Source organism: Proteus vulgaris (assembly GCF_033708015.1).
Lineage (GTDB): Bacteria > Pseudomonadota > Gammaproteobacteria > Enterobacterales > Enterobacteriaceae > Proteus.
In genome coordinates, this window is record NZ_CP137920.1 from 3,762,531 (window position 1) to 3,782,672 (window position 20,142).

14 protein-coding genes and 1 rRNA gene are annotated in these 20,142 nt (G+C 38.2%); 8 read left to right on the plus strand and 7 right to left on the minus strand.

Features of this window, described 5'->3' with window-relative positions:
* Positions 1 to 251 precede the first annotated feature (251 nt).
* Positions 252 to 1,631, plus strand: coding sequence for a lysine-sensitive aspartokinase 3 (gene lysC, locus SB028_RS17705; RefSeq protein ID WP_069368335.1), 1,380 nt, complete (start codon positions 252 to 254; stop codon positions 1,629 to 1,631).
* Positions 1,632 to 1,933: 302 nt separating this feature from the next.
* Entirely contained in the window at positions 1,934 to 2,596 is a 663-nt protein-coding gene (locus SB028_RS17710; RefSeq protein ID WP_318859709.1) for a hypothetical protein, read from the plus strand.
* A gap of 75 nt (positions 2,597 to 2,671) precedes the next feature.
* On the opposite strand, the gene SB028_RS17715 is transcribed toward SB028_RS17710, so the two are convergent.
* Together SB028_RS17715 and metH are read right to left on the minus strand one after the other, a co-directional pair.
* Complete coding sequence (locus SB028_RS17715) at positions 2,672 to 3,250, minus strand: hypothetical protein (protein ID WP_069368337.1); 579 nt, start codon at positions 3,248 to 3,250, stop codon at positions 2,672 to 2,674.
* Positions 3,251 to 3,377: 127 nt separating this feature from the next.
* Positions 3,378 to 7,055 carry a methionine synthase gene (gene metH / locus SB028_RS17720; RefSeq protein WP_069368338.1) on the minus strand — a complete coding sequence of 1,226 codons (3,678 nt, stop codon included), beginning with the start codon at positions 7,053 to 7,055 and terminating at the stop codon, positions 3,378 to 3,380.
* 241 nt (positions 7,056 to 7,296) lie between these two features.
* Between metH and iclR the strand changes: the two genes are divergently transcribed.
* From iclR to SB028_RS17735, 3 genes are all read left to right on the plus strand, one after another.
* Positions 7,297 to 8,133 (plus strand): glyoxylate bypass operon transcriptional repressor IclR, encoded by an 837-nt coding sequence (gene iclR, locus SB028_RS17725; RefSeq protein ID WP_069368339.1) that lies wholly within the window; start codon positions 7,297 to 7,299, stop codon positions 8,131 to 8,133.
* 303 nt (positions 8,134 to 8,436) lie between these two features.
* The gene (gene edd, locus SB028_RS17730) at positions 8,437 to 10,293 is read left to right on the plus strand and encodes a phosphogluconate dehydratase (RefSeq protein ID WP_069368347.1); all 1,857 of its coding nucleotides are present in this window, start codon (positions 8,437 to 8,439) and stop codon (positions 10,291 to 10,293) included.
* 77 nt (positions 10,294 to 10,370) lie between these two features.
* Positions 10,371 to 11,012, plus strand: a complete 642-nt coding sequence (locus SB028_RS17735) for a bifunctional 4-hydroxy-2-oxoglutarate aldolase/2-dehydro-3-deoxy-phosphogluconate aldolase (RefSeq protein ID WP_069368340.1) — start codon at positions 10,371 to 10,373, stop codon at positions 11,010 to 11,012.
* 87 nt (positions 11,013 to 11,099) lie between these two features.
* Here SB028_RS17735 and aceK read toward each other — a convergent pair whose 3' ends face one another.
* The 3 genes from aceK to aceB form a co-directional block, all read right to left on the minus strand.
* Complete coding sequence (gene aceK / locus SB028_RS17740; protein WP_171729926.1) at positions 11,100 to 12,809, minus strand: bifunctional isocitrate dehydrogenase kinase/phosphatase; 1,710 nt, start codon at positions 12,807 to 12,809, stop codon at positions 11,100 to 11,102.
* A gap of 70 nt (positions 12,810 to 12,879) precedes the next feature.
* Positions 12,880 to 14,184 (minus strand): isocitrate lyase, encoded by a 1,305-nt coding sequence (aceA, locus tag SB028_RS17745; protein ID WP_069368342.1) that lies wholly within the window; start codon positions 14,182 to 14,184, stop codon positions 12,880 to 12,882.
* 69 nt (positions 14,185 to 14,253) lie between these two features.
* Positions 14,254 to 15,846: a malate synthase A gene (aceB, locus tag SB028_RS17750; protein ID WP_069368343.1), complete on the minus strand. Its 1,593-nt coding sequence runs from the start codon at positions 15,844 to 15,846 to the stop codon at positions 14,254 to 14,256.
* A gap of 339 nt (positions 15,847 to 16,185) precedes the next feature.
* Here aceB and metA point away from each other — a divergent pair, with 339 nt between their 5' ends.
* Positions 16,186 to 17,115, plus strand: a complete 930-nt coding sequence (gene metA / locus SB028_RS17755) for a homoserine O-acetyltransferase MetA (RefSeq protein WP_069368344.1) — start codon at positions 16,186 to 16,188, stop codon at positions 17,113 to 17,115.
* A gap of 57 nt (positions 17,116 to 17,172) precedes the next feature.
* Here metA and SB028_RS17760 read toward each other — a convergent pair whose 3' ends face one another.
* Positions 17,173 to 18,276, minus strand: coding sequence for a glycerol dehydrogenase (locus SB028_RS17760; protein ID WP_069368345.1), 1,104 nt, complete (start codon positions 18,274 to 18,276; stop codon positions 17,173 to 17,175).
* A 252-nt stretch (positions 18,277 to 18,528) separates the two neighbouring features.
* On the opposite strand from SB028_RS17760, the gene SB028_RS17765 reads away from it, so the two are divergent.
* Positions 18,529 to 19,173, plus strand: coding sequence for an epoxyqueuosine reductase QueH (locus tag SB028_RS17765; RefSeq protein ID WP_069368346.1), 645 nt, complete (start codon positions 18,529 to 18,531; stop codon positions 19,171 to 19,173).
* Between the two features lie 126 nt (positions 19,174 to 19,299).
* Positions 19,300 to 19,836, plus strand: a complete 537-nt coding sequence (gene idi, locus SB028_RS17770; protein ID WP_074454085.1) for an isopentenyl-diphosphate Delta-isomerase — start codon at positions 19,300 to 19,302, stop codon at positions 19,834 to 19,836.
* Positions 19,837 to 19,922: 86 nt separating this feature from the next.
* Here idi and rrf read toward each other — a convergent pair.
* Positions 19,923 to 20,038: ribosomal RNA gene (gene rrf, locus SB028_RS17775) — 5S ribosomal RNA — on the minus strand.
* Positions 20,039 to 20,142: the final 104 nt, after the last annotated feature.

Below are 20,142 nucleotides of genomic sequence, written 5' to 3' on the forward strand. Positions count from 1 at the left end.
TAAGATTACAATCTAATATTCTCAAATTGTAGCCTGACATTTAATAGTTACAGTCAATTCTTTCTCATTTGATGATATTGGTCAAAACCATTCAACAAATCTAGTACTAATTACTTACATAGGTAAAACCGATAATGCGGAGCTGATTATTAATTAAATTGATTATTCTTCACTCTGCATTGACTCTCTACTTAATAACCGATATTCCTAAGTGTGTCCAACATCTCATTTTTGCCTAAAGGAATACGACAATGACTGATAATACTGCTACGCCTTCATCTGCATCATCGCCATACACTATTGCTAAATTTGGTGGCACCAGTGTTGCTAACTTTTCAGCAATGGAAAAATGCGCAGATATTATTCTTAAACAAAAGTCAGTTCGTGTCGTCGTTCTTTCGGCATCTGCAGGGATTACTAATTTATTAATTGAACTTGCAGCCGGTACGGAGCTTTCACAACGAGAAGCTTTGCTGTCACAAGTTCGTGATATTGAGTATGCGATTATTAACCAACTTTCTCAGCCAGATATTATTTCTCAAGAAATAAATCGCCTGCTTGAGAATATTGAAATGCTCTCTGAAGCAGCGTCACTTGCCACATCCGATGCATTGACAGACGAATTAGTCAGTCACGGTGAATTAATGTCAACCTTGTTATTTGTTGAATTATTGCGTGAAAAAGGCATACAGGCAGATTGGTTTGATGTCAGAAAAGTGATGAAAACGAATGATCTATTTTGTCATGCTGAACCCGATATGGCACAGCTTACCGAGCTCACACAAAGCCTGATCCAACCTCGTCTAGACGAAACCGTGATTGTCACTCAAGGTTTTATTGGTCAAGAGCCAAAAGGAAGAACCACCACGCTTGGACGTGGTGGTAGCGACTATACGGCGGCACTGATTGGCGAAGCACTCAAGATGTCTCGTGTGGATATTTGGACGGATGTACCCGGTATTTACAGCACGGATCCAAGAATAGTGCCCGAGGCACATCGTATTGATCAAATTGCCTTTGATGAAGCGGCTGAAATGGCAACTTTTGGCGCTAAAATTTTGCACCCTGCCACACTATTGCCGGCTGTACGTAGTGGTATTCCTGTTTTTGTTGGCTCAAGCAAGGCACCCGAAGAAGGGGGGACTTTAGTGTGTGCACAAACAGAAAACCCGCCTGTATTCCGTGCAATTGCACTGCGTAGAAAGCAAACATTACTCACATTACATAGCTTGAAAATGCTTCATGCGCGTGGCTTCTTGGCTGAAATTTTTACCATTTTATCGCGCCACCATATTTCGGTTGATGTGATAACCACATCTGAAGTCAGTATTGCTTTAACCCTTGATACAACGGGCACTACCAGCGCATCAGGGAGTTTATTAACTAATGCACTCTTAACAGAACTATCCGCATTATGCCGTGTTGAAGTAGAAGAAGATCTGGCATTAGTTGCCGTGATTGGTAATTCTCTTTCACAAGTGAATGGTTTAGGTATTAAAATTTTCGGTACATTAGAAGATTACAATATTCGTATGATTAGCCATGGTGCAAGTACCCATAATTTATGTTTATTAGTTGATGGCAAAGATGCGGATAATATTGTGCGTAAATTACATGATACGTTGTTTTAATAAGGTTATATTGGAGGAGAGAGATAATTTTTATCTCTCTCAAAATTCAACCTTTATTATCGAATAAGGTGTAAGTTTTAAAGCACTTCATTGAATAATAATTAGAATTAAAATCTAATTTTATTAATGGAGTAATAAAAATGAAAATCGGTGATAACCTTTGTAGCTTTATTAAAAACAATGCAGAAAAAATAACATCTTCTAATGCAAAGAATATTTTAAAAGAGATAAAAAATCAGCTTTCCTCGATCGAAAATTAAAATCATATTTATACAACAGTAGAGAAAAACACAATCTCTATTTTGAAAAAAATTGAGCTAAAAAAACCTTGTCCTCCAGATATAGAACATCATAATTTATTAGATCAAAAATGTATTGAATCAATGATGAAAATAAATAATCTTTGCAAAAATAAAGATATTTATATAATAAAAAAATACAATACTCTATTAAATACACTTGAAAAAGAAAAGATAAAAGAAATAAGTGAAAAAAGTGAAAAAAGTAAAAAAAGTAAAAAAGAAATTCTTTTAAAAAACAAAGAAGAGCTATTTAATAAAATAAAAGGGCCCAATAAGAAATTAAAAGAAATCATTGACGCACATTATCAATGTTTTCAGGAAATAATAAAAGAAATTAAAGATATCAAGGGTAAAAAAATCCTTGAAAAAATAAATGAATATAACAAATACAAATCAGAAATTCTTGCAAAAATAAATAACCATGAAATTGATAATGAAAATTTAATGAGCCTTACTGAACTTAGTCAACATGTAAAAAAACTTCAAGAATATGATAATAATCTAGATAAATTTATTGAAAGCACAAACAATATCACTCACAGATATGAACATGAATTAAATATACTTAGCGACAGAAATTTTAAATTATCTGATGATAAAATTTTAAAAATGGTAGATCATCATGTAGGTAAATTAAAAGAAATGAACTTACAAATTAATTAACCCTTTCATTTTAAATAAAACAAAATTAAAACTTTCTAGTAGGCTTCTTTTTCTAGAAGCCTACTTTTCAATCAGTTAATATACCCGATAACCGCCATATTTTTTCGCAAATTGATTAAATTTACCAAAATCAATTAAAGCAATTTCTAAAGAACGATGTGCTAGATGTGACATCTTCGCAATTTTTTCAACAAAAACGCGATTATCTTCCAGTAACTTAGCGGTCAGTGTCGCTGCAATGATTTCACACTCATTTGATGTCACTATCCAACCATCATTGGTAGCAAATTTATGAATGGGGATATGACCTTCTTTTTCACTTTCTTTAGCTAATAACGCCTCTTCTTCTTTCATTGCCTGTTTAAATAATTCTATTTCTTCTTCCACAGGCTCTGGAGAGGTGGGAATTTGATGATAAATATAGTCACCCACTTCTTCAATTCGTGCAGGTGTCATTTCTGCTTTTAGCCAAATGTTATCAAAGGCTTTTTCGTCTAAAATAGCATCCGTATCTAAACTTCCGGTGAGTTGCATCAGATTTAAAAAAGCATTAATTAAAACTTCACTTAACGGATAATTTCCTTTTGCTAAAGAAGGAAAAGGCACTTCAGCGCCAGCAGGTGGGGTTTTCTGAAGGTACAAAGTATAGTTCATTGTAATGTCCTTTTTTCTGATACAGGCTTATAGCTTATACACCTTTAATGGGATCGACTAGTGAGAATAACAAGGGGATATTACTATCCCCTCACTGTTTATTACATTATTGAGTTCTGAAAATAAACTAAGGTTCATACCCTAAATTAGGTGCAAGCCAACGTTCAACCTCACTCACGCTCATCCCTCGGCGTTTTGCGTAATCTTCAACCTGATCTTTTTGAATTTGAGCAACGGCAAAATATTTACTGTCAGGATGACTAAAATACCAACCCGATACTGATGCACCGGGCCACATGGCATACGCATCTGTCAGTTTCATCCCAATGCGATTTTCAACATCGAGTAATTGCCAAATTTTGGCTTTTTCTGTGTGCTCAGGGCAGGCTGGATACCCTGGTGCAGGTCGTGTTCCTTGGTATTTTTCTCGAATAAGTTCGTCATTAGAGAGGTTTTCATCAGCGCTATACCCCCAAATCGTTGTTCTGACCCGTTGGTGAAGGTATTCAGCAAAAGCTTCTGCTAAGCGATCGGATAACGCTTTTACCATTATTTTATTGTAATCATCATGAGCATTCTCATACACATTTGCGAGGGCATCTTCTTCTAATCCCCCCGTGATGGCAAAAGCACCAAAATAGTCAGCAACACCACTTTCAACAGGCGCAATAAAATCAGCTAAACAGTAATTAGGAAACGCATTTTTTTCCGTTTGTTGACGTAAATGGCAGCTTTGCAAAAGTACTTGTTGGCGACTTTCATCTTGATAAATGACAATATCATCACCCAGACGATTAGCAGGAAATAGCCCCATAATCCCTTTAGGTGTTAACAATTTTTCACGACTTAATTTATCCAGCATTGCATTTGCATCGGTAAATACACGTTTTGCCTCTTCGCCGACCACATCATCTTCTAAGATTCGCGGATATTTACCCGCTAAAGACCACGTCATAAAGAAAGGGGTCCAATCGATATATTCACGTAAGGTTTCAATACTTGCTGTGATCTCTTGTACGCCTAATTGATTAGGCGTTGGTGGTGTGTAATTTTGCCAATCAATTTTGAGCGCATTTTTTCGCGCAACCTCTAAAGAAACAGGCGGTGTACGCGGTTTTTTTCTGGCGTATTGCTGACGTACTACTTCATATTCACGACGCGTTTTAGCAACAAAATCGGCTTTTTGTGTTTCAGATAATAGTGCGGCAACAACACCTACAGTTCTCGATGCATTTTGTACATAAACGGTAGGGTGACTGTAATTGGGTTCTATTTTTACTGCGGTATGCGCTTTAGATGTTGTTGCTCCCCCAATCATTAAGGGTAGAGAGAAACCGCGTCTTTCCATCTCTTTAGCGACATTTACCATCTCATCCAGTGAAGGCGTGATCAGTCCTGAAAGACCAATAATATCAACTTTTTCATCAATCGCTGTTTGTAGGATCTTATCACAGGGCACCATCACTCCCAGATCGATGATCTCATAGTTATTACATTGCAAAACAACACCAACAATATTTTTGCCAATATCGTGAACATCCCCTTTTACCGTAGCCAGTAAGATTTTACCTGCTGAACTCCCAGCTTGCTTAGAGGCCTGAATATAAGGCTCAAGATAAGCAACGGCTTGTTTCATTACACGAGCTGATTTCACAACTTGGGGTAAGAACATTTTGCCTTCACCAAACAAGTCGCCCACCGTATTCATGCCATTCATCAATGGCCCTTCAATCACTTCAATGGGGCTTGATGTTTGTTGGCGACACGCTTCGGTATCTTCAACAATGAATTCAGTGATCCCTTTCACTAACGCGTACTCTAGACGTTTTTCTACATCCCATTGTCGCCATTCTGCCAACTGATGATTTTGCTCATCGCTTTTACTACCACGATAACGCTCTGCAAGTGCTAATAAATTATCAGTGCTCTCTTCATGGCGATTTAATATGACATCTTCAACCGCATTACGCAGCTCATCAGGTAATGAGTCATAAATAGCAAGTTGCCCTGCATTTACAATTCCCATATCCATACCATTTTTTACTGCGTAATAAAGAAAAACAGAGTGGATCGCTTCACGAACAGGATCGTTTCCCCTAAATGAAAATGAAACGTTAGATACCCCACCAGAAATTAAGGCATAAGGTAGTTGAGATTTAATATCTGCACAGACCTCAATAAAATCAACAGCATAATTATTATGCTCTGCGATACCTGTTGCGACAGCAAATATATTAGGATCAAAAATAATATCTTCAGGTGGAAAACCCGCTTGCTCTGTGAGTAGTTGATAAGCTCGGCGACAAATTTCAATTTTGCGTTCTCGAGTATCTGCTTGCCCTACTTCATCAAAGGCCATAACAACAACAGCAGCACCGTATTTACGTACCAATTTAGCATGTTCAAGAAAAGGTATTTCCCCTTCTTTCATCGAAATGGAGTTAACAATGCCTTTGCCTTGAATGCATTTTAACCCCTCTTCAATCACTTCCCATTTAGAGGAGTCAATCATTACCGGAACTTTAGCAATATCAGGCTCTCCAGCAATAAGGTTAAGAAAACGCGTCATCGCTTCAACCGCATCTAACATGCCTTCGTCCATGTTGATATCAATGATTTGAGCACCATTTTCAACTTGTTGACGCGCAACTTCTAACGCCTCTTGATAATTACCTTCTTTGATTAATCGCTTAAATTTAGCAGAGCCTGTGACATTAGTTCGTTCTCCCACATTCACAAACAGTGAATTCTCATCTATGACTAATGGTTCAAGACCTGAGAGGCGACATGCTTTTTTTAAGGAGGGTAATACTCGCGGTGCAATACCTTCTACCGCTTGTGAAATCGCGAGAATATGCGCAGGTGTTGTTCCGCAACACCCACCCACAATATTGAGAAAACCCGCTTGTGCCCACTCTTTAATTTGCGCAGCCATCTCTTGAGCATCTAAATCATAGCCTCCAAATGCATTAGGCAATCCCGCATTGGGGTGAGCGCTGACATAAGTTTCAGAAATTTGTGAAAGTGTTTGAATATATTGACGTAACTCTTTAGGACCTAACGCGCAATTTAAACCAAATGAGAGCGCATCGGCATGACGTAAAGAGTGGTAAAATGCTTCTGTGGTTTGACCCGTTAGCGTTCTTCCTGACGCATCAGTAATAGTGCCAGAAATCATCACTGGCAATTCAGTATTGAGTGATTCAAATTCACATTTAATGGCAAAAATAGCCGCTTTTGCATTTAGTGTGTCGAAAATAGTTTCGACCATAATTAAATCAACACCGCCTTTAATTAATCCGCGTGTTGCTTCTCGATAAGCGTCCACCAGCTTATCAAATGAAATATTACGAAAAGCAGGATCATTAACATCAGGGGATATAGATGCTGTTCTGTTTGTTGGTCCCAAAACACCCGCTACATAACGAGGTTTATCGGGTGTTAAGGCGCTCCATTTATCTGCACAGGCTTTAGCTAATTTTGCCGCTTCTTCGTTCAGTTCAAAACAAAGCGGCTCCATATGATAATCAGCCATCGCGATAGACGTCGAGTTAAAGGTGTTGGTTTCAACAATATCAGCGCCAGCTTGAAAATAAGCATCATGTATATCTGTAATGATCTGGGGTTGAGTTAAGACTAAAAGATCATTATTCCCTTTAACATCACAATCCCAATCAATAAAACGCTCGCCTCGATAATCAACTTCTGTAAGTTGATATTGTTGGATCATTGTTCCCATTGCACCATCAAGTACTAAGATACGTTTTTCTAATGCTTCCACCAATGGTTGTTTTATGTTTGCCACGTTACGTCCTCTTAATCGAGAATATTTTTATGCTTATTTTCCGTTGTTTTTTTATCCTACCATATCTTTTTATAAAGATTTCTAAGACGAAGATGAGAGATTTTCACTCAGTAATAAACGCTTTTAATAAATATCTCTAATCACACATTTTGTTTTGAAAAATGCAGTGATCAGAGGAGTTTTATTACGCGAGATAGTTCATAATAGATATTAATATGGATAGCATTTCTGGAGTGTATGCATGACAGTTTCCCCTACAAATAAAAAAGTGCGTAAGACGAAAACAACTGCCACTCAAAGTACCGCACAAGGAGGCCCTGTTCAGTCGTTAAGTCGTGGATTGACATTATTGGAATATATTTCCGAATCTCCGGGTGGTATCGCCTTAACCGATCTTGCTTTTCAAGCTGGATTACCCAATTCCACAACGCACCGCCTACTCACGACACTTCAACAACATGGTTTTGTTCGTCAAGTTGGAGATTTAGGCTTATGGGTTGTAGGTACACACGCTTTTATTGTTGGCAGTAGCTTTCTACAAACCCGTAATCTTTTGGTCATGGTGCATCCTATTTTACGTCAGTTGATGGAAGACTCTGGTGAAACCGTTAATCTAGCTATTCTTGACCAAATTGAATTTGATGCGGTAATTGTCGATCAAGTGCAATGTAATGCGTTAATGAGAATGTCAGCTCCTATTGGTGGTAAATTACCGATGCATGCCTCTGGTGCAGGTAAAGCGTTCCTTTCTACTTTGCCAGAAAATAAATTACTGCCTTTGCTACAGAAAAAAGGTTTAATGGCTTATACACCTCACACCCGAACACTCCCTTCTTCCCTTAAAGAAAATTTAGAGCAAGCGCGTAAACAAGGTTTTTCTTTCGATGATGAAGAACATGCTTTGGGTCTGCGCTGTATAGGTGCTTGTATTTATGATGAACACCATCAGCCTTTCGCGGCTATTTCACTTTCAGGCCCCGTTTCTAGAATAACGGATTCACGTATCACCGAATTGGGTGCAATGGTTATCAAAGCAGCAAAACAAATTAGCCGTGAATACGGTGGTGTAAAAAGTTAATCCCGATATCTACCTTCCTTGTAACCAACAACAAGGAAGGTATTTCCCATAATAAAACGATTCAGCTTTGTAAAAAAACAACAATTCTCTCTTTATTCTCTTCAAATATTAAAAACTGTTACTTATCATCTTAAAAAATTGATGTTGATCACAGATGTTGTTTAAGACGAATTAAGAGTATTGCAACTCTTCTTGTTACCCGTAACAATGTTACCGGTAACAAATACTATGGCGAATTTAACAATTCTCTTTAAAGCTAATAGTAACGCTCATCACCCTTGTGTGAATAAAGGAAGCATCATTATGACCCCTAAAAATCATGACTCAATTCAGAACGACTTTGTTCCCCTTAACGAGACCGTAAAACAAGTGACTGAACGTATTATTGCTCGCTCACAAGAAACTCGTCGTGCTTATCTGAAAAAAATTGAAACCGCAAAAAGTCAAACAGTACATCGTGCTCAATTGGCTTGCGGTAATTTGGCTCATGGTTTTGCGGCTTGTCAGGCTGACGATAAAAATCGCCTGAAAAATATGGTTCATAATGATATCGCTATTATTACTGCTTACAATGATATGTTGTCAGCTCATAAGCCATATGAAGATTATCCTCAAAAAATAAAAAAAGCATTACATGCCGTTGGTGCCGTGGGACAAGTCGCAGGTGGTGTTCCTGCAATGTGCGATGGTGTCACTCAGGGTCAAGATGGTATGGAGCTATCGCTCCTCAGCCGTGATGTTATTGCAATGTCAGCGGCTGTGGGTTTATCTCATAATATGTTTGATGGCGCACTCTATTTAGGGATCTGCGATAAAATCGTTCCTGGGCTGACTATGGCGGCGCTCTCTTTTGGCCATCTTCCTGCTATTTTTGTTCCAGCAGGTCCCATGACTAGCGGTTTACCTAATAAAGAAAAAGTCCGTATTCGCCAACTCTACGCTGAAGGTAAAGTGGATCGTCATGCTTTGTTAGAAGCCGAGGCCGCGTCTTATCATGGTATTGGAACCTGTACCTTTTATGGTACAGCAAACTCTAATCAGATGGTCATGGAAATGATGGGATTACATTTACCTGGCGCTTCTTTTGTCCATCCAGATACACCGTTGCGTGATGCATTAACAGATGCAGCAGCAAATCAAATTGTACGATTAACAGAAAACTCAGGTAATTATCTTCCTATCGGGCAATTAGTTAATGAAAAAGTTATTGTTAACGGCATTATTGCACTACTAACAACGGGGGGATCAACGAATCTCACCATGCACTTAGTCGCAATGGCACGCGCAGCGGGAATTATGATTAATTGGGATGATTTTTCTGAACTATCACAAGTTGTTCCTCTTATTGCACGTATTTATCCTAATGGCCCCGCCGATATCAACCAATTTCAAGCTGCGGGAGGTATTGCGCTGATCATTCGTGAATTACTGAAGAAAGGTTTAATTCATCGTGATGTACACACTGTTGCTGGATTTGGTATTGAACGTTATACCTTAGAGCCTTGGCTAAATGACGGCAAACTTGATTGGCGTGAAGGCACGACAAGTTCTTTAGATAAAGAAGTGATTGCTGATATAAATACCCCATTCTCATCGCATGGTGGCACACAAGTGATGCAAGGTAATTTAGGCAGAGCCGTAATGAAAACCTCGGCTGTACCTGATGAAAATAAAATTATCGAAGCCCCTGCGGTTGTGTTTAATAGTCAACATGATATTGCCGCTAAGTTTGAAGCTGGCGAACTCAATAAAGATTGTGTGGTTGTTGTGCGTTATCAAGGACCACAAGCGAACGGTATGCCTGAATTGCATAAACTGATGCCACCTTTAGGTGTATTAATGGATAAAGGCTATAAAGTGGCATTAGTGACAGATGGTCGACTTTCAGGCGCTTCAGGTAAAGTTCCAGCCGCAATTCATGTTACACCTGAGGCGATAAGTGGTGGTTTATTATCCAAAATACGTGATGGCGATATTATTCGTGTTAATGGTAAAACAGGTGAGCTAACGTTACTTGTCGATGAACAAATATTAAATGCTCGCCAAGATGAAATTCCTGATTTAAGTGCCAATAATACAGGCTGTGGTCGTGAGTTATTCGTTAATTTACGCCGTCATTTATCAGGTGCTGAACAAGGTGCTTGCTGCATTGATTTTTAATGTAGACAAGTTTTGAGACTTAACGAGGAGCAGATTGAATTGATTTGCTCACCACTTTCTGATTAGGAAATACAATCATGGATCATTGGAATACAAGTGCAGAGTCTGTACTAAAATCAGGGCCTGTTGTTCCTGTTATTGTTATCAACCATATTGATGATGCCGTCCCTGTCGCTAAAGCTTTAGTCGCTGGTGGTGTAAAAGTTTTAGAAGTGACATTACGTACAGAATGTGCAATTGAGGCTATCCGCCGTATTGCAAAAGAAGTTCCTGAAGCCATTGTGGGTGCGGGTACCGTCATTAATCCTCAACAATTAGCACAAGTCACTGAAGCGGGCGCTCAATTTGCTATTAGCCCAGGATTAACAGAAGCATTACTCAAAGCAGCTGTTGCGGGAACGATCCCGTTGATCCCCGGTATTTCAACAGTTTCAGAATTAATGCTGGGCATGAGTTATGGTTTAAATGAATTTAAATTCTTCCCAGCTGAAGCTAATGGTGGTGTAAAGGCATTAAAAGCAATTGCAGGGCCATTCTCATCAGTTCGCTTCTGCCCAACAGGTGGTATCTCACCAGAGAACTACCGCAATTACCTTGCTCTCGAAAGTGTGCTTTGTATTGGTGGTTCTTGGTTAGTACCTAATGATGCGGTGAAAGCAGGCGATTTCCAACGCATTACTGAACTGGCAAAAGAAGCTATTGCGGGTACCCAGCGTTAATTATCTCTGTAAAAAATAGATTTTATCCATAAAGGTAGGTATCCCCTTGTACCTATCTTTATTTTATCTTTTTACTAGGATAATTTATTAATTAAATCGTTTAGCTTGGGAATAGGCATAAACATCTTCAATATACCCTTCTTTAATTTTTTGCTGTTGCTGTTGCCAATATTCTGGTGATAAAAGCTCACGATGTTGAGCTTCAAAATAGTGGCAAACTCGCTTATCACTACATAGAAAATAGCGAAACTCTTCAGGAAATACATCATTGAGTCCAACGCTATACCAAGGCTCGCTCGCTAATTCATCTTCAGGATAACGAGCTGGAGGGATCGCACGAAAATTCATATCTGTCATATAACTGATTTCATCATAGTCATAAAAAATCACACGATGATGCCGAGTCACACCAAAGTTTTTAAACAGCATATCGCCAGGAAAAATATTCGCCGCAATAAGCTCCTTCAACGCTTGCCCATAATCTTCAACAACGGCTTTAAGTTGATTATCATCGCACTGCTCCATATAGATATTCAGCGGTATCATTCTCCGTTCCATATAAAGATGGCGGATCAGTATCTTATCGCCCAGATCTTCCAGTTTATTAGCGATCTCTTGCTCAAGGATCGCCATTAATTCAGGACTAATTCTTTTTTTGTCGATCACAAAATTCTCAAATTCTTGAGTATCCGCCATCCGACCAACACGATCATGCTCTTTAACCAATTGATAGCACTCTTTTACACGCTCTGCGGTGATCGTTTTTTGTGGCGCAAACTTATCTTTGATCACTTTAAAAACGCGATCATAAGTTGGTAATGTAAATACCAACATCACCATCCCTTTTACACCAGGCGCTTCAATAAATTGTTCTGATGAAAAATTCATAAAGGCAAGATATTCACGATAGTATTCTGTTTTACCGTGTTTTTGACACCCTATCGACATATAAAGCTCAGCGATAGATTTGCTTGGTAATATATCTCTTAGCCATGCGACTAATGCTGCTGGAAAAGGGGCATAAACCATAAAATAAGAACGAGCAAAACCAAAGACAATACTTGCTTCATCTGCCGAGATAAGGCAGGTATCAATCAATAATTGCTGCTCAACATTATGAATGGGTAATAAGAATGGAATATATTGATTATTAATCACTATTTTTCCAATCAACCAAGCCGCTTTATTTCGATAAAAGAGTTCATTTGCGATATGAAATACTGCATTCTGTAATTGTTCAGAAGAGAACTGAGCGGTAAGTACATTACAAATAGAGTGAATGTCACGTTGTTTATTTTGCCACGGTAGCCTCAAAGGTAAGCGTGATAAAATGTCTTGCAATAATGTGGGTAAATCACTCTGAATAACAAACGGCTTTGATAACGGTCGAGGTGCTTGTGTAAAACGATAAGCAGGTTGTGATGAAAAAACAAATAGGTTTTTTGTATTCAATTCACGATGGTAAAACAGACGACAATAAACAGAATTAAAAAAGCTCTCTGCGATCTCAAATCGAGGGTAATTGGGCAATAATTGTGTATAGTTCTCTTTCACCTTTTGTAGAAAAAAACTCTCTTTATCAATATCATGTCGAATACATTTAAGTTGCTCAACCACTAATCCAACATGATTATCGTATAAACGGATGCGCTCTTTCATCGCGATTTGAACACCATGCCAATCCGCTTGCTCAAAACGATATTGTGCCCCTGATGTTATCTCAAGGAAACGACCATATTGGGCATCAAAACCTTGTAAAATTGTTTGAGCAATTAAATCTTCTAGCGTCATTAACAACCTCACGAAAAAGAGGAGCATCCTGCTCCTGAATTATCACCACAAAAACAGATAATGATATTTTTGGATCTTAGAATTGCTGCTCTTCTGTTGAGCCTGTTAGTGCCGTTACCGAAGATATGCCACCTTGAATAATCGTCGTTACTTTATCGAAATACCCTGTTCCCACCTCTTGCTGATGCGATGAGAAGGTATAGCCTTGATTAAGTGCAGCAAACTCTTTTTCTTGCACCTTCTCAACGTAGTGTTTCATTCCTTCGCCCTTAGCATAATCATGTGCCAGATCGAACATGTTGAACCACATGCTGTGAATACCCGCTAAAGTGATAAACTGGAATTTATATCCCATTGCGGAAAGCTCATCTTGGAAATGCGCGATCGTGCGATCGTCGAGGTTCTTTTTCCAATTAAAGGAAGGCGAACAGTTATAAGCCAACATTTTTCCAGGATATTTATCGTGAATTGCTTCTGCAAACTTAGCCGCCATTTTCAAATCAGGGAGTGATGTTTCACACCACACCAGATCAGCGTAAGGTGCATAAGCAAGCCCCCGACTAATAGCTTGATCAATACCCGCATGTGTACAAAAGAAACCTTCAGGTGTGCGTTCTCCCGTTAAGAACGAGCTATCATAAGGATCACAATCTGACGTTAAAAGATCGGCCGCATCGGCATCTGTTCTCGCAACAAGTAATGTAGGCACATCAGATACATCAGCGGCTAAACGTGCAGCCACCAGCTTTTGTACAGCTTCTTGAGTTGGAACCAGTACTTTCCCTCCCATATGGCCACATTTTTTCACCGCCGCTAGCTGGTCTTCAAAGTGAACACCTGCTGCACCAGCTTCAATCATTGCCTTCATTAATTCAAAGGCATTTAATACGCCACCAAAACCCGCTTCCGCATCAGCCACAATAGGAAGGAAAAAATCAATATAATCTTTATGTTGAGGACCAATACCATTTGACCATTGAATTTGATCAGCGCGTCTAAACGTATTATTGATACGTTGAACAACATTAGGAACAGAATCAACTGGATATAGTGACTGATCAGGGTACATACTTGCCGCAGTGTTAGCATCAGCAGCCACTTGCCATCCTGAAAGATACACCGCTTCTAACCCTGCTTTTGCTTGTTGCAACGCTTGTCCCCCCGTTAAAGCACCTAATGCATTAACATAACCTTTCTTCGATTTTCCATTTAATGATGACCAAAGCCTTTGAGCGCCACGTCTTGCTAAGGTATGTTCTGGGTTAACCGAACCTCTTAATTTAATGACATCTTCAGCACTATAAGGACGAGTAATACCTTTCCAGCGAGGTTGTTCCCACTCTTTCTCTAATTGGGCGATTTGCTCTGATCGACTAGTCATAAAAACAGCTCCTATAAATACGGTAGTGATGATGTTTGAAGTTTATAAATACGTTTTGACGTCTATTTTTTAATTTAAAAGTTGGTAACCCGGTAAAGTCAGAAAATCGACTAATTCATCTTGGGTTGTGATCTTATCCATCAAAGAAGCCGCTTCTTTAAAACGCCCTTCTTCAAAACGAGTATCACCGACTTCTTGGTGTATCACTTCAAGTTCTTCTTTCAGCATTTTACGGAAGAGATCTTTAGTGACGACTTGCCCATCAGACAGTGTTTTTTGATGGCGGATCCATTGCCAAATAGAGGTGCGAGATATTTCCGCTGTTGCCGCATCTTCCATTAATCCGTAGAAAGGTACACAACCATTACCAGAAATCCATGCTTCGATATATTGCACCGCAACACGAATATTCGCTCTCATACCCTTTTCTGTGCGCTCACCTACACAAGGTGCTAATAACATTTCAGCTGTTATTTTTTCATTACGCTGTACATCAAGTTGATTGGAACGTGCCCCCAATACGGCATCAAAAGCAGACAATACAGTTTCAGCAAGACCAGGATGAGCAATCCAAGTACCATCATGGCCATTTGTTGCTTCAAGTTCTTTATCATCAAATACTTTTTTCAAAATAATGCCGTTTTGCTCTGGATCTCGACTCGGAATAAACGCCGACATTCCACCCATAGCAAAAGCACCACGTTTATGGCAAGTTTGGATCAGTAAACGCGAATAAGCACTTAAGAAAGGTTGAGTCATCGTGATCCCCTGTCTATCAGGTAATACACGATCTGGGTAATTTTTTAATGTCTTGATATAGCTAAAAATATAATCCCAACGACCACAATTAAGCCCAACAATATGCTCTTTCATATGAAAAAGAATTTCTTCCATTTGAAAAACAGCAGGTAAAGTTTCAATTAATACGGTGGCTTTAATAGTGCCTGTTGCTAAACCAAAACGTTTTTCAGTGAAATGAAAAACATCACTCCACCATTTAGCTTCTTGCCATGTTTGTAATTTAGGAATGTAAAAATAAGGACCACTCCCTTTTTCTAATAAGGCTTGGTGGTTATGGTAAAAATACAAAGCAAAATCAAATAATCCTCCAGCAATAGGCTTCCCTTGCCATAGTACATGCTTCTCAGGAAGGTGAAGTCCTCTTACTCTGGCAATCAATACCGCAGGCGACGCTTTGAGTTGATAACATTTGCCTTGTTCATTGGTATAAGAAATAGTGCCTTTAACGGCATCGCGCAAATTGATTTGACCATCAATCACTTTGTCCCATGTAGGCGCTAAAGAGTCTTCAAAGTCCGCCATAAAGACTTTCACATTGGCATTTAATGCATTGATAACCATTTTGCGATCAACGGGTCCTGTTATTTCAACGCGACGGTCTTGAAGATCTTTAGGTATAGGATTAACTTTCCACTCTGATTTTATAATGGAATCTGATTCCGAAATAAAATCAGGAAGTTCACCATTATCAACTCTGTGTTTCCAGCTATCTCTTTCCGCTAACAAAGCATGACGTCTATCTGAAAAATGATTGACTAAATCAGTTAAAAAAGATTTAACATCTTGATTTAATATCTCTTTATCCTGTTCGCTAAAAGATTTTGTAAAATTTAATTCTTCTGTGGTTAACGATTGTGACATTCTGCATTCCCCTAAAAGCTTTTACACACTTGATTAAGATTAATGCAGTTTTTACAAAAATCAAAAATGAATTCCATTTTTATTTAAATAATTTTTAACAATGTGATTACATCGGTGTTTTTTTATTGTACAAAAACCAGAATTTCAAAATAACTCGAGGGATCTGGAAGAGATCGACAACAGAGAGAGAAAAGGAATGTTAATTCCTGATGATTGTGGCTATATAGTTTTTTCTTATATGAATATTCTTCATACACAACATGAAGACCTCGACATTCAAAAGGTTATTAGCTAAATTTAGGCTTCTAGATGTCTAGATGTTTTTTAGAGGTTATTGAAATGCCAATTAGAGTACCCGATGAGCTACCCGCAGTCAGTTGTTTACAAAAAGAGAATGTCTTTGTCATGACATCCAGTAGAGCGAGTATTCAAGATATTCGTCCATTAAAAGTGCTTATCCTTAATTTAATGCCAAAGAAAATAGAGACAGAAAATCAATTTCTGCGATTACTTTCGAACAGCCCTCTTCAAATTGATATTCAATTATTGCGTATTGACTCTCGTATTCCCAAAAATACTCCAGTAGAGCATCTAGATACTTTTTATTGCGATTTTGACCAAATTAAAGAGCAAAATTTCGATGGACTTATTGTCACAGGCGCACCATTAGGACTAGTTGAATTTGAAGATGTGGCTTATTGGGATGAAATAAAAGAAGTCATTACATGGGCTAAAGAGCATGTTACTTCTACACTCTTTATTTGTTGGGCAGCTCAAGCTGGATTGAATATCTTATACGACCTGCCTAAATACACGCTAGAACAAAAAATTTCAGGCGTATATAGTCATAACACTTGCTCCCCATTCTCACTGTTAACACGCGGATTTGATGAGACATTCTTTGCTCCACATTCTCGTTATGCGGGTTTCCCTATCAACTTTATTCAAGATAATACTGATTTGGAGATCCTTGCAACTTCAGAAGAAGCGGGGGCTTATTTATTTGCATCAAAAGATAAAAGAGTTGTTTTTGCAACGGGACACCCAGAATACGATCCCAATACACTAGCAGATGAATACCATCGTGATGTTAAAGCTGGGCTAGATCCTCAATTACCAGAAAACTATTTTCCTAATAATGATCCGAGTAAAAAACCTATCGCTTCTTGGCGTAGTCATGGACATTTATTATTTGCAAATTGGTTGAACTACTATGTTTATCAGATAACACCGTTCGACCTTGCCCAAATGAATCCAACATTAGATTAAAGAAAAACCCCAAAATTAATTTGGGGTTTTAAGATCATCATTTACCAAACTAAGTAATTATTTATAACGATGAGCTAACGCGTTCGCTGCAACCATGGCGTTATAAACATCTTCTTCAGTCACGCTCATTGGCATATTGCCCATAGTGTCGCCTTCAGCACAGGCGATCTTAGCAACAGTACGCCATTCGCTTTCAATAAACTCTTTCATGCCCATATCTTCAAGTGTCAGTGGTAATTCTGCCGCTTTAATAATACGGATCACTTCATCAATTTCTTCTTGTGGTGCATTTTCTAACACTAATTGAGTTAATAAGCCGAATACCACTTTTTCGCCATGTTGAACACGGTGTAAAGACTCAACAGCAGACATACCATTATTTACTGCGTGAGCAGCCGCTAAACCACCGGCTTCAGCACCAACACCACTCAGGTAGATTGTTGCTTCAATAGTTTGCTCCAATGCAGGAGTGGTAATTTTATGGCGAATAGCATCCATTGCTTTATCAATGTTTTCACTTAACATTTCAAAACAAAGTTGTGCTAAACCAAGACCAGTACGTGATGGACGTTGATTGACTAAATTTAAGCCGTCGGCTTGATAGCAAGCACGTGCTTCAAAGTAAGTTGCTAGAGCATCACCAACACCTGCTGAGAAAAAGCGTTGTGGGGCTGATGCAATAATAGCGGTGTCTGCAATAACAACATCTGGGTTTTGTGGTAAGAATAAGTATTTATCAAACTCACCATTTTCTTTGTATAACACAGATAAGGCAGTACAAGGTGCGTCAGTTGAAGCGATAGTTGGGAATAAAATAACAGGAATGTGTTGATAATAAGCAACCGCTTTAGACACATCTAATGTCTTACCGCCCCCAATACCAATAATAACGTTCGCTTTATTTTCAACGGCAATTTTGCCTAGGCGATTAACTTCTGCTTCTGTACATTCGTAATTAAATTTTTCAATCAGTGAAACAATGCCATTTTCTTTTAGAGAAGGAACGGCTTCTTTAGTTACTTTTTCTAAAAAAAATTCATCACTAATAATAAATGCATTATCACCAAAATCTTTTACATATTTACCAGCAGAAGACAGTAATTTACTACCAATGAAGAATTTTTTTGGCGAGGTTACAGAGCGAGGTAATATAGATGACATAACTAAATTCCTTTATTTTAGATTTTGCTACAAACAGTAGCAGAATTAGTATTTCATCTTACCTCTCATCATAATATGAATCTAGTAAACTCTCTGATAGTTATTACCTAAATCATTTACTTTTATTATTTTTAATTTATATAAAACAAATAGTTATTTTTAAATAATTTTAAAAAAGCAGATTATCTAAGTATTTATTACTATAATAAAGGCATCATTTTACAACTAAAATAATGCTATTTAGGATCATTTATGACGCTTATACGAGAAAAGCTCACATTACCTGCAAATGCAAATAAGCTTTTACTACATTCTTGTTGTGCTCCTTGTTCTGGTGAAGTCATGGAAGCGTTACAAGCATCGGGTATTAATTACACGATCTTTTTCTATAATCCCAACATTCATCCTCAAAAAGAGTATTTAATTCGTAAAGAAGAGAATATTCGTTTTGCTAAAAAACATAATATTCCTTTTGTTGATGCTGATTATGATACTGATAATTGGTTTGAGAGAGCAAAAGGAATGGAAAAAGAGCCTGAACGAGGTATTCGATGCACAATGTGTTTTGATATGCGCTTTGAAAGAACGGCCCTTTATGCCGCTGAAAATGGTTTTTCCGTTATTTCCAGCTCTCTTGGGATCTCACGTTGGAAAGATATGAAACAGATAAATGGCTGTGGTGAAAGGGCCGTAGCGCCTTATCCTAATATGGTTTATTGGGATTATAATTGGCGTAAAAAAGGTGGCTCAGCCAGAATGATTGAAATAAGTAAACGTGAACAATTCTACCAACAAGAATATTGTGGATGTATTTATTCATTAAGAGATACAAATAAGCATCGCAAATCACAAGGTAGAGATCTTATTAAGATTGGTGTTCAATATTATACCCCTTAGCGTTTTCTTTTTATGGCATCATCACAGTGATGCCATAAAAAGAACAGCACGATGAATCGTTATTTGATATACAGTCATGTTATATTCACGCTATAACAATATATTATTTTATTAAGGTGACCTCTTGTGGAAGACGCTGTTATTCTCGTAGATAAAAATGATAATGAGCTGGGAACAATGCCAAAGCTTGAAGCTCATATTGTAGGCGCCTTACATCGAGCTTTTTCAATATTTATTTTTAATTCAAATCAGCAATTACTTATTCAACAACGTGCAATATCTAAATATCACTCTGGTGGTTTATGGGCAAATACATGTTGTAGCCACCCACTTCCAAACGAATTACTTTCAGATGCTATTCATCGTCGTTTAGATGAAGAATTAGGCATGAAATGTGATATGCAATCTATTGGAACTATTCTGTACAACGAGAAAGTAACAGATGATTTGATAGAGCATGAATTTGATCATCTATTTATTGGGTTTAGCAATGAATTGCCACATAGCAATTCGGATGAAGTAATGGATTACCGTTGGATCTCTCTCGATTCTCTTTATCAAGATATTGAAGAAAATGCACAAAATTACAGTGCTTGGTTTCGGTATATATTAAATCGGATGGGGATTGAGCAATTTTCTCGTTGGAGCCAAGGTATTATTTAGTAAGTATCTTGTTAATTTTTTATCTTTTAAAAACCTAAAACGCAAAAAAGCCAACCCATTGGGTTGGCTTTCTCGTCTTATTTAATGCCTGGCAGTTCCCTACTCTCACATGGGGAGGCCCCACACTACCATCGGCGCTACAACGTTTCACTTCTGAGTTCGGCATGGGATCAGGTGGGACCGTTGCGCTATGGCCGCCAAGCAAATTCTGTTTTATTACTCGTCACTCACCCTTTAACGGTTCGTCACCAGTAATATCAATCTTAAACAAGCTTACTTCATCGTTTCGTCTCTCTGACAAAACAC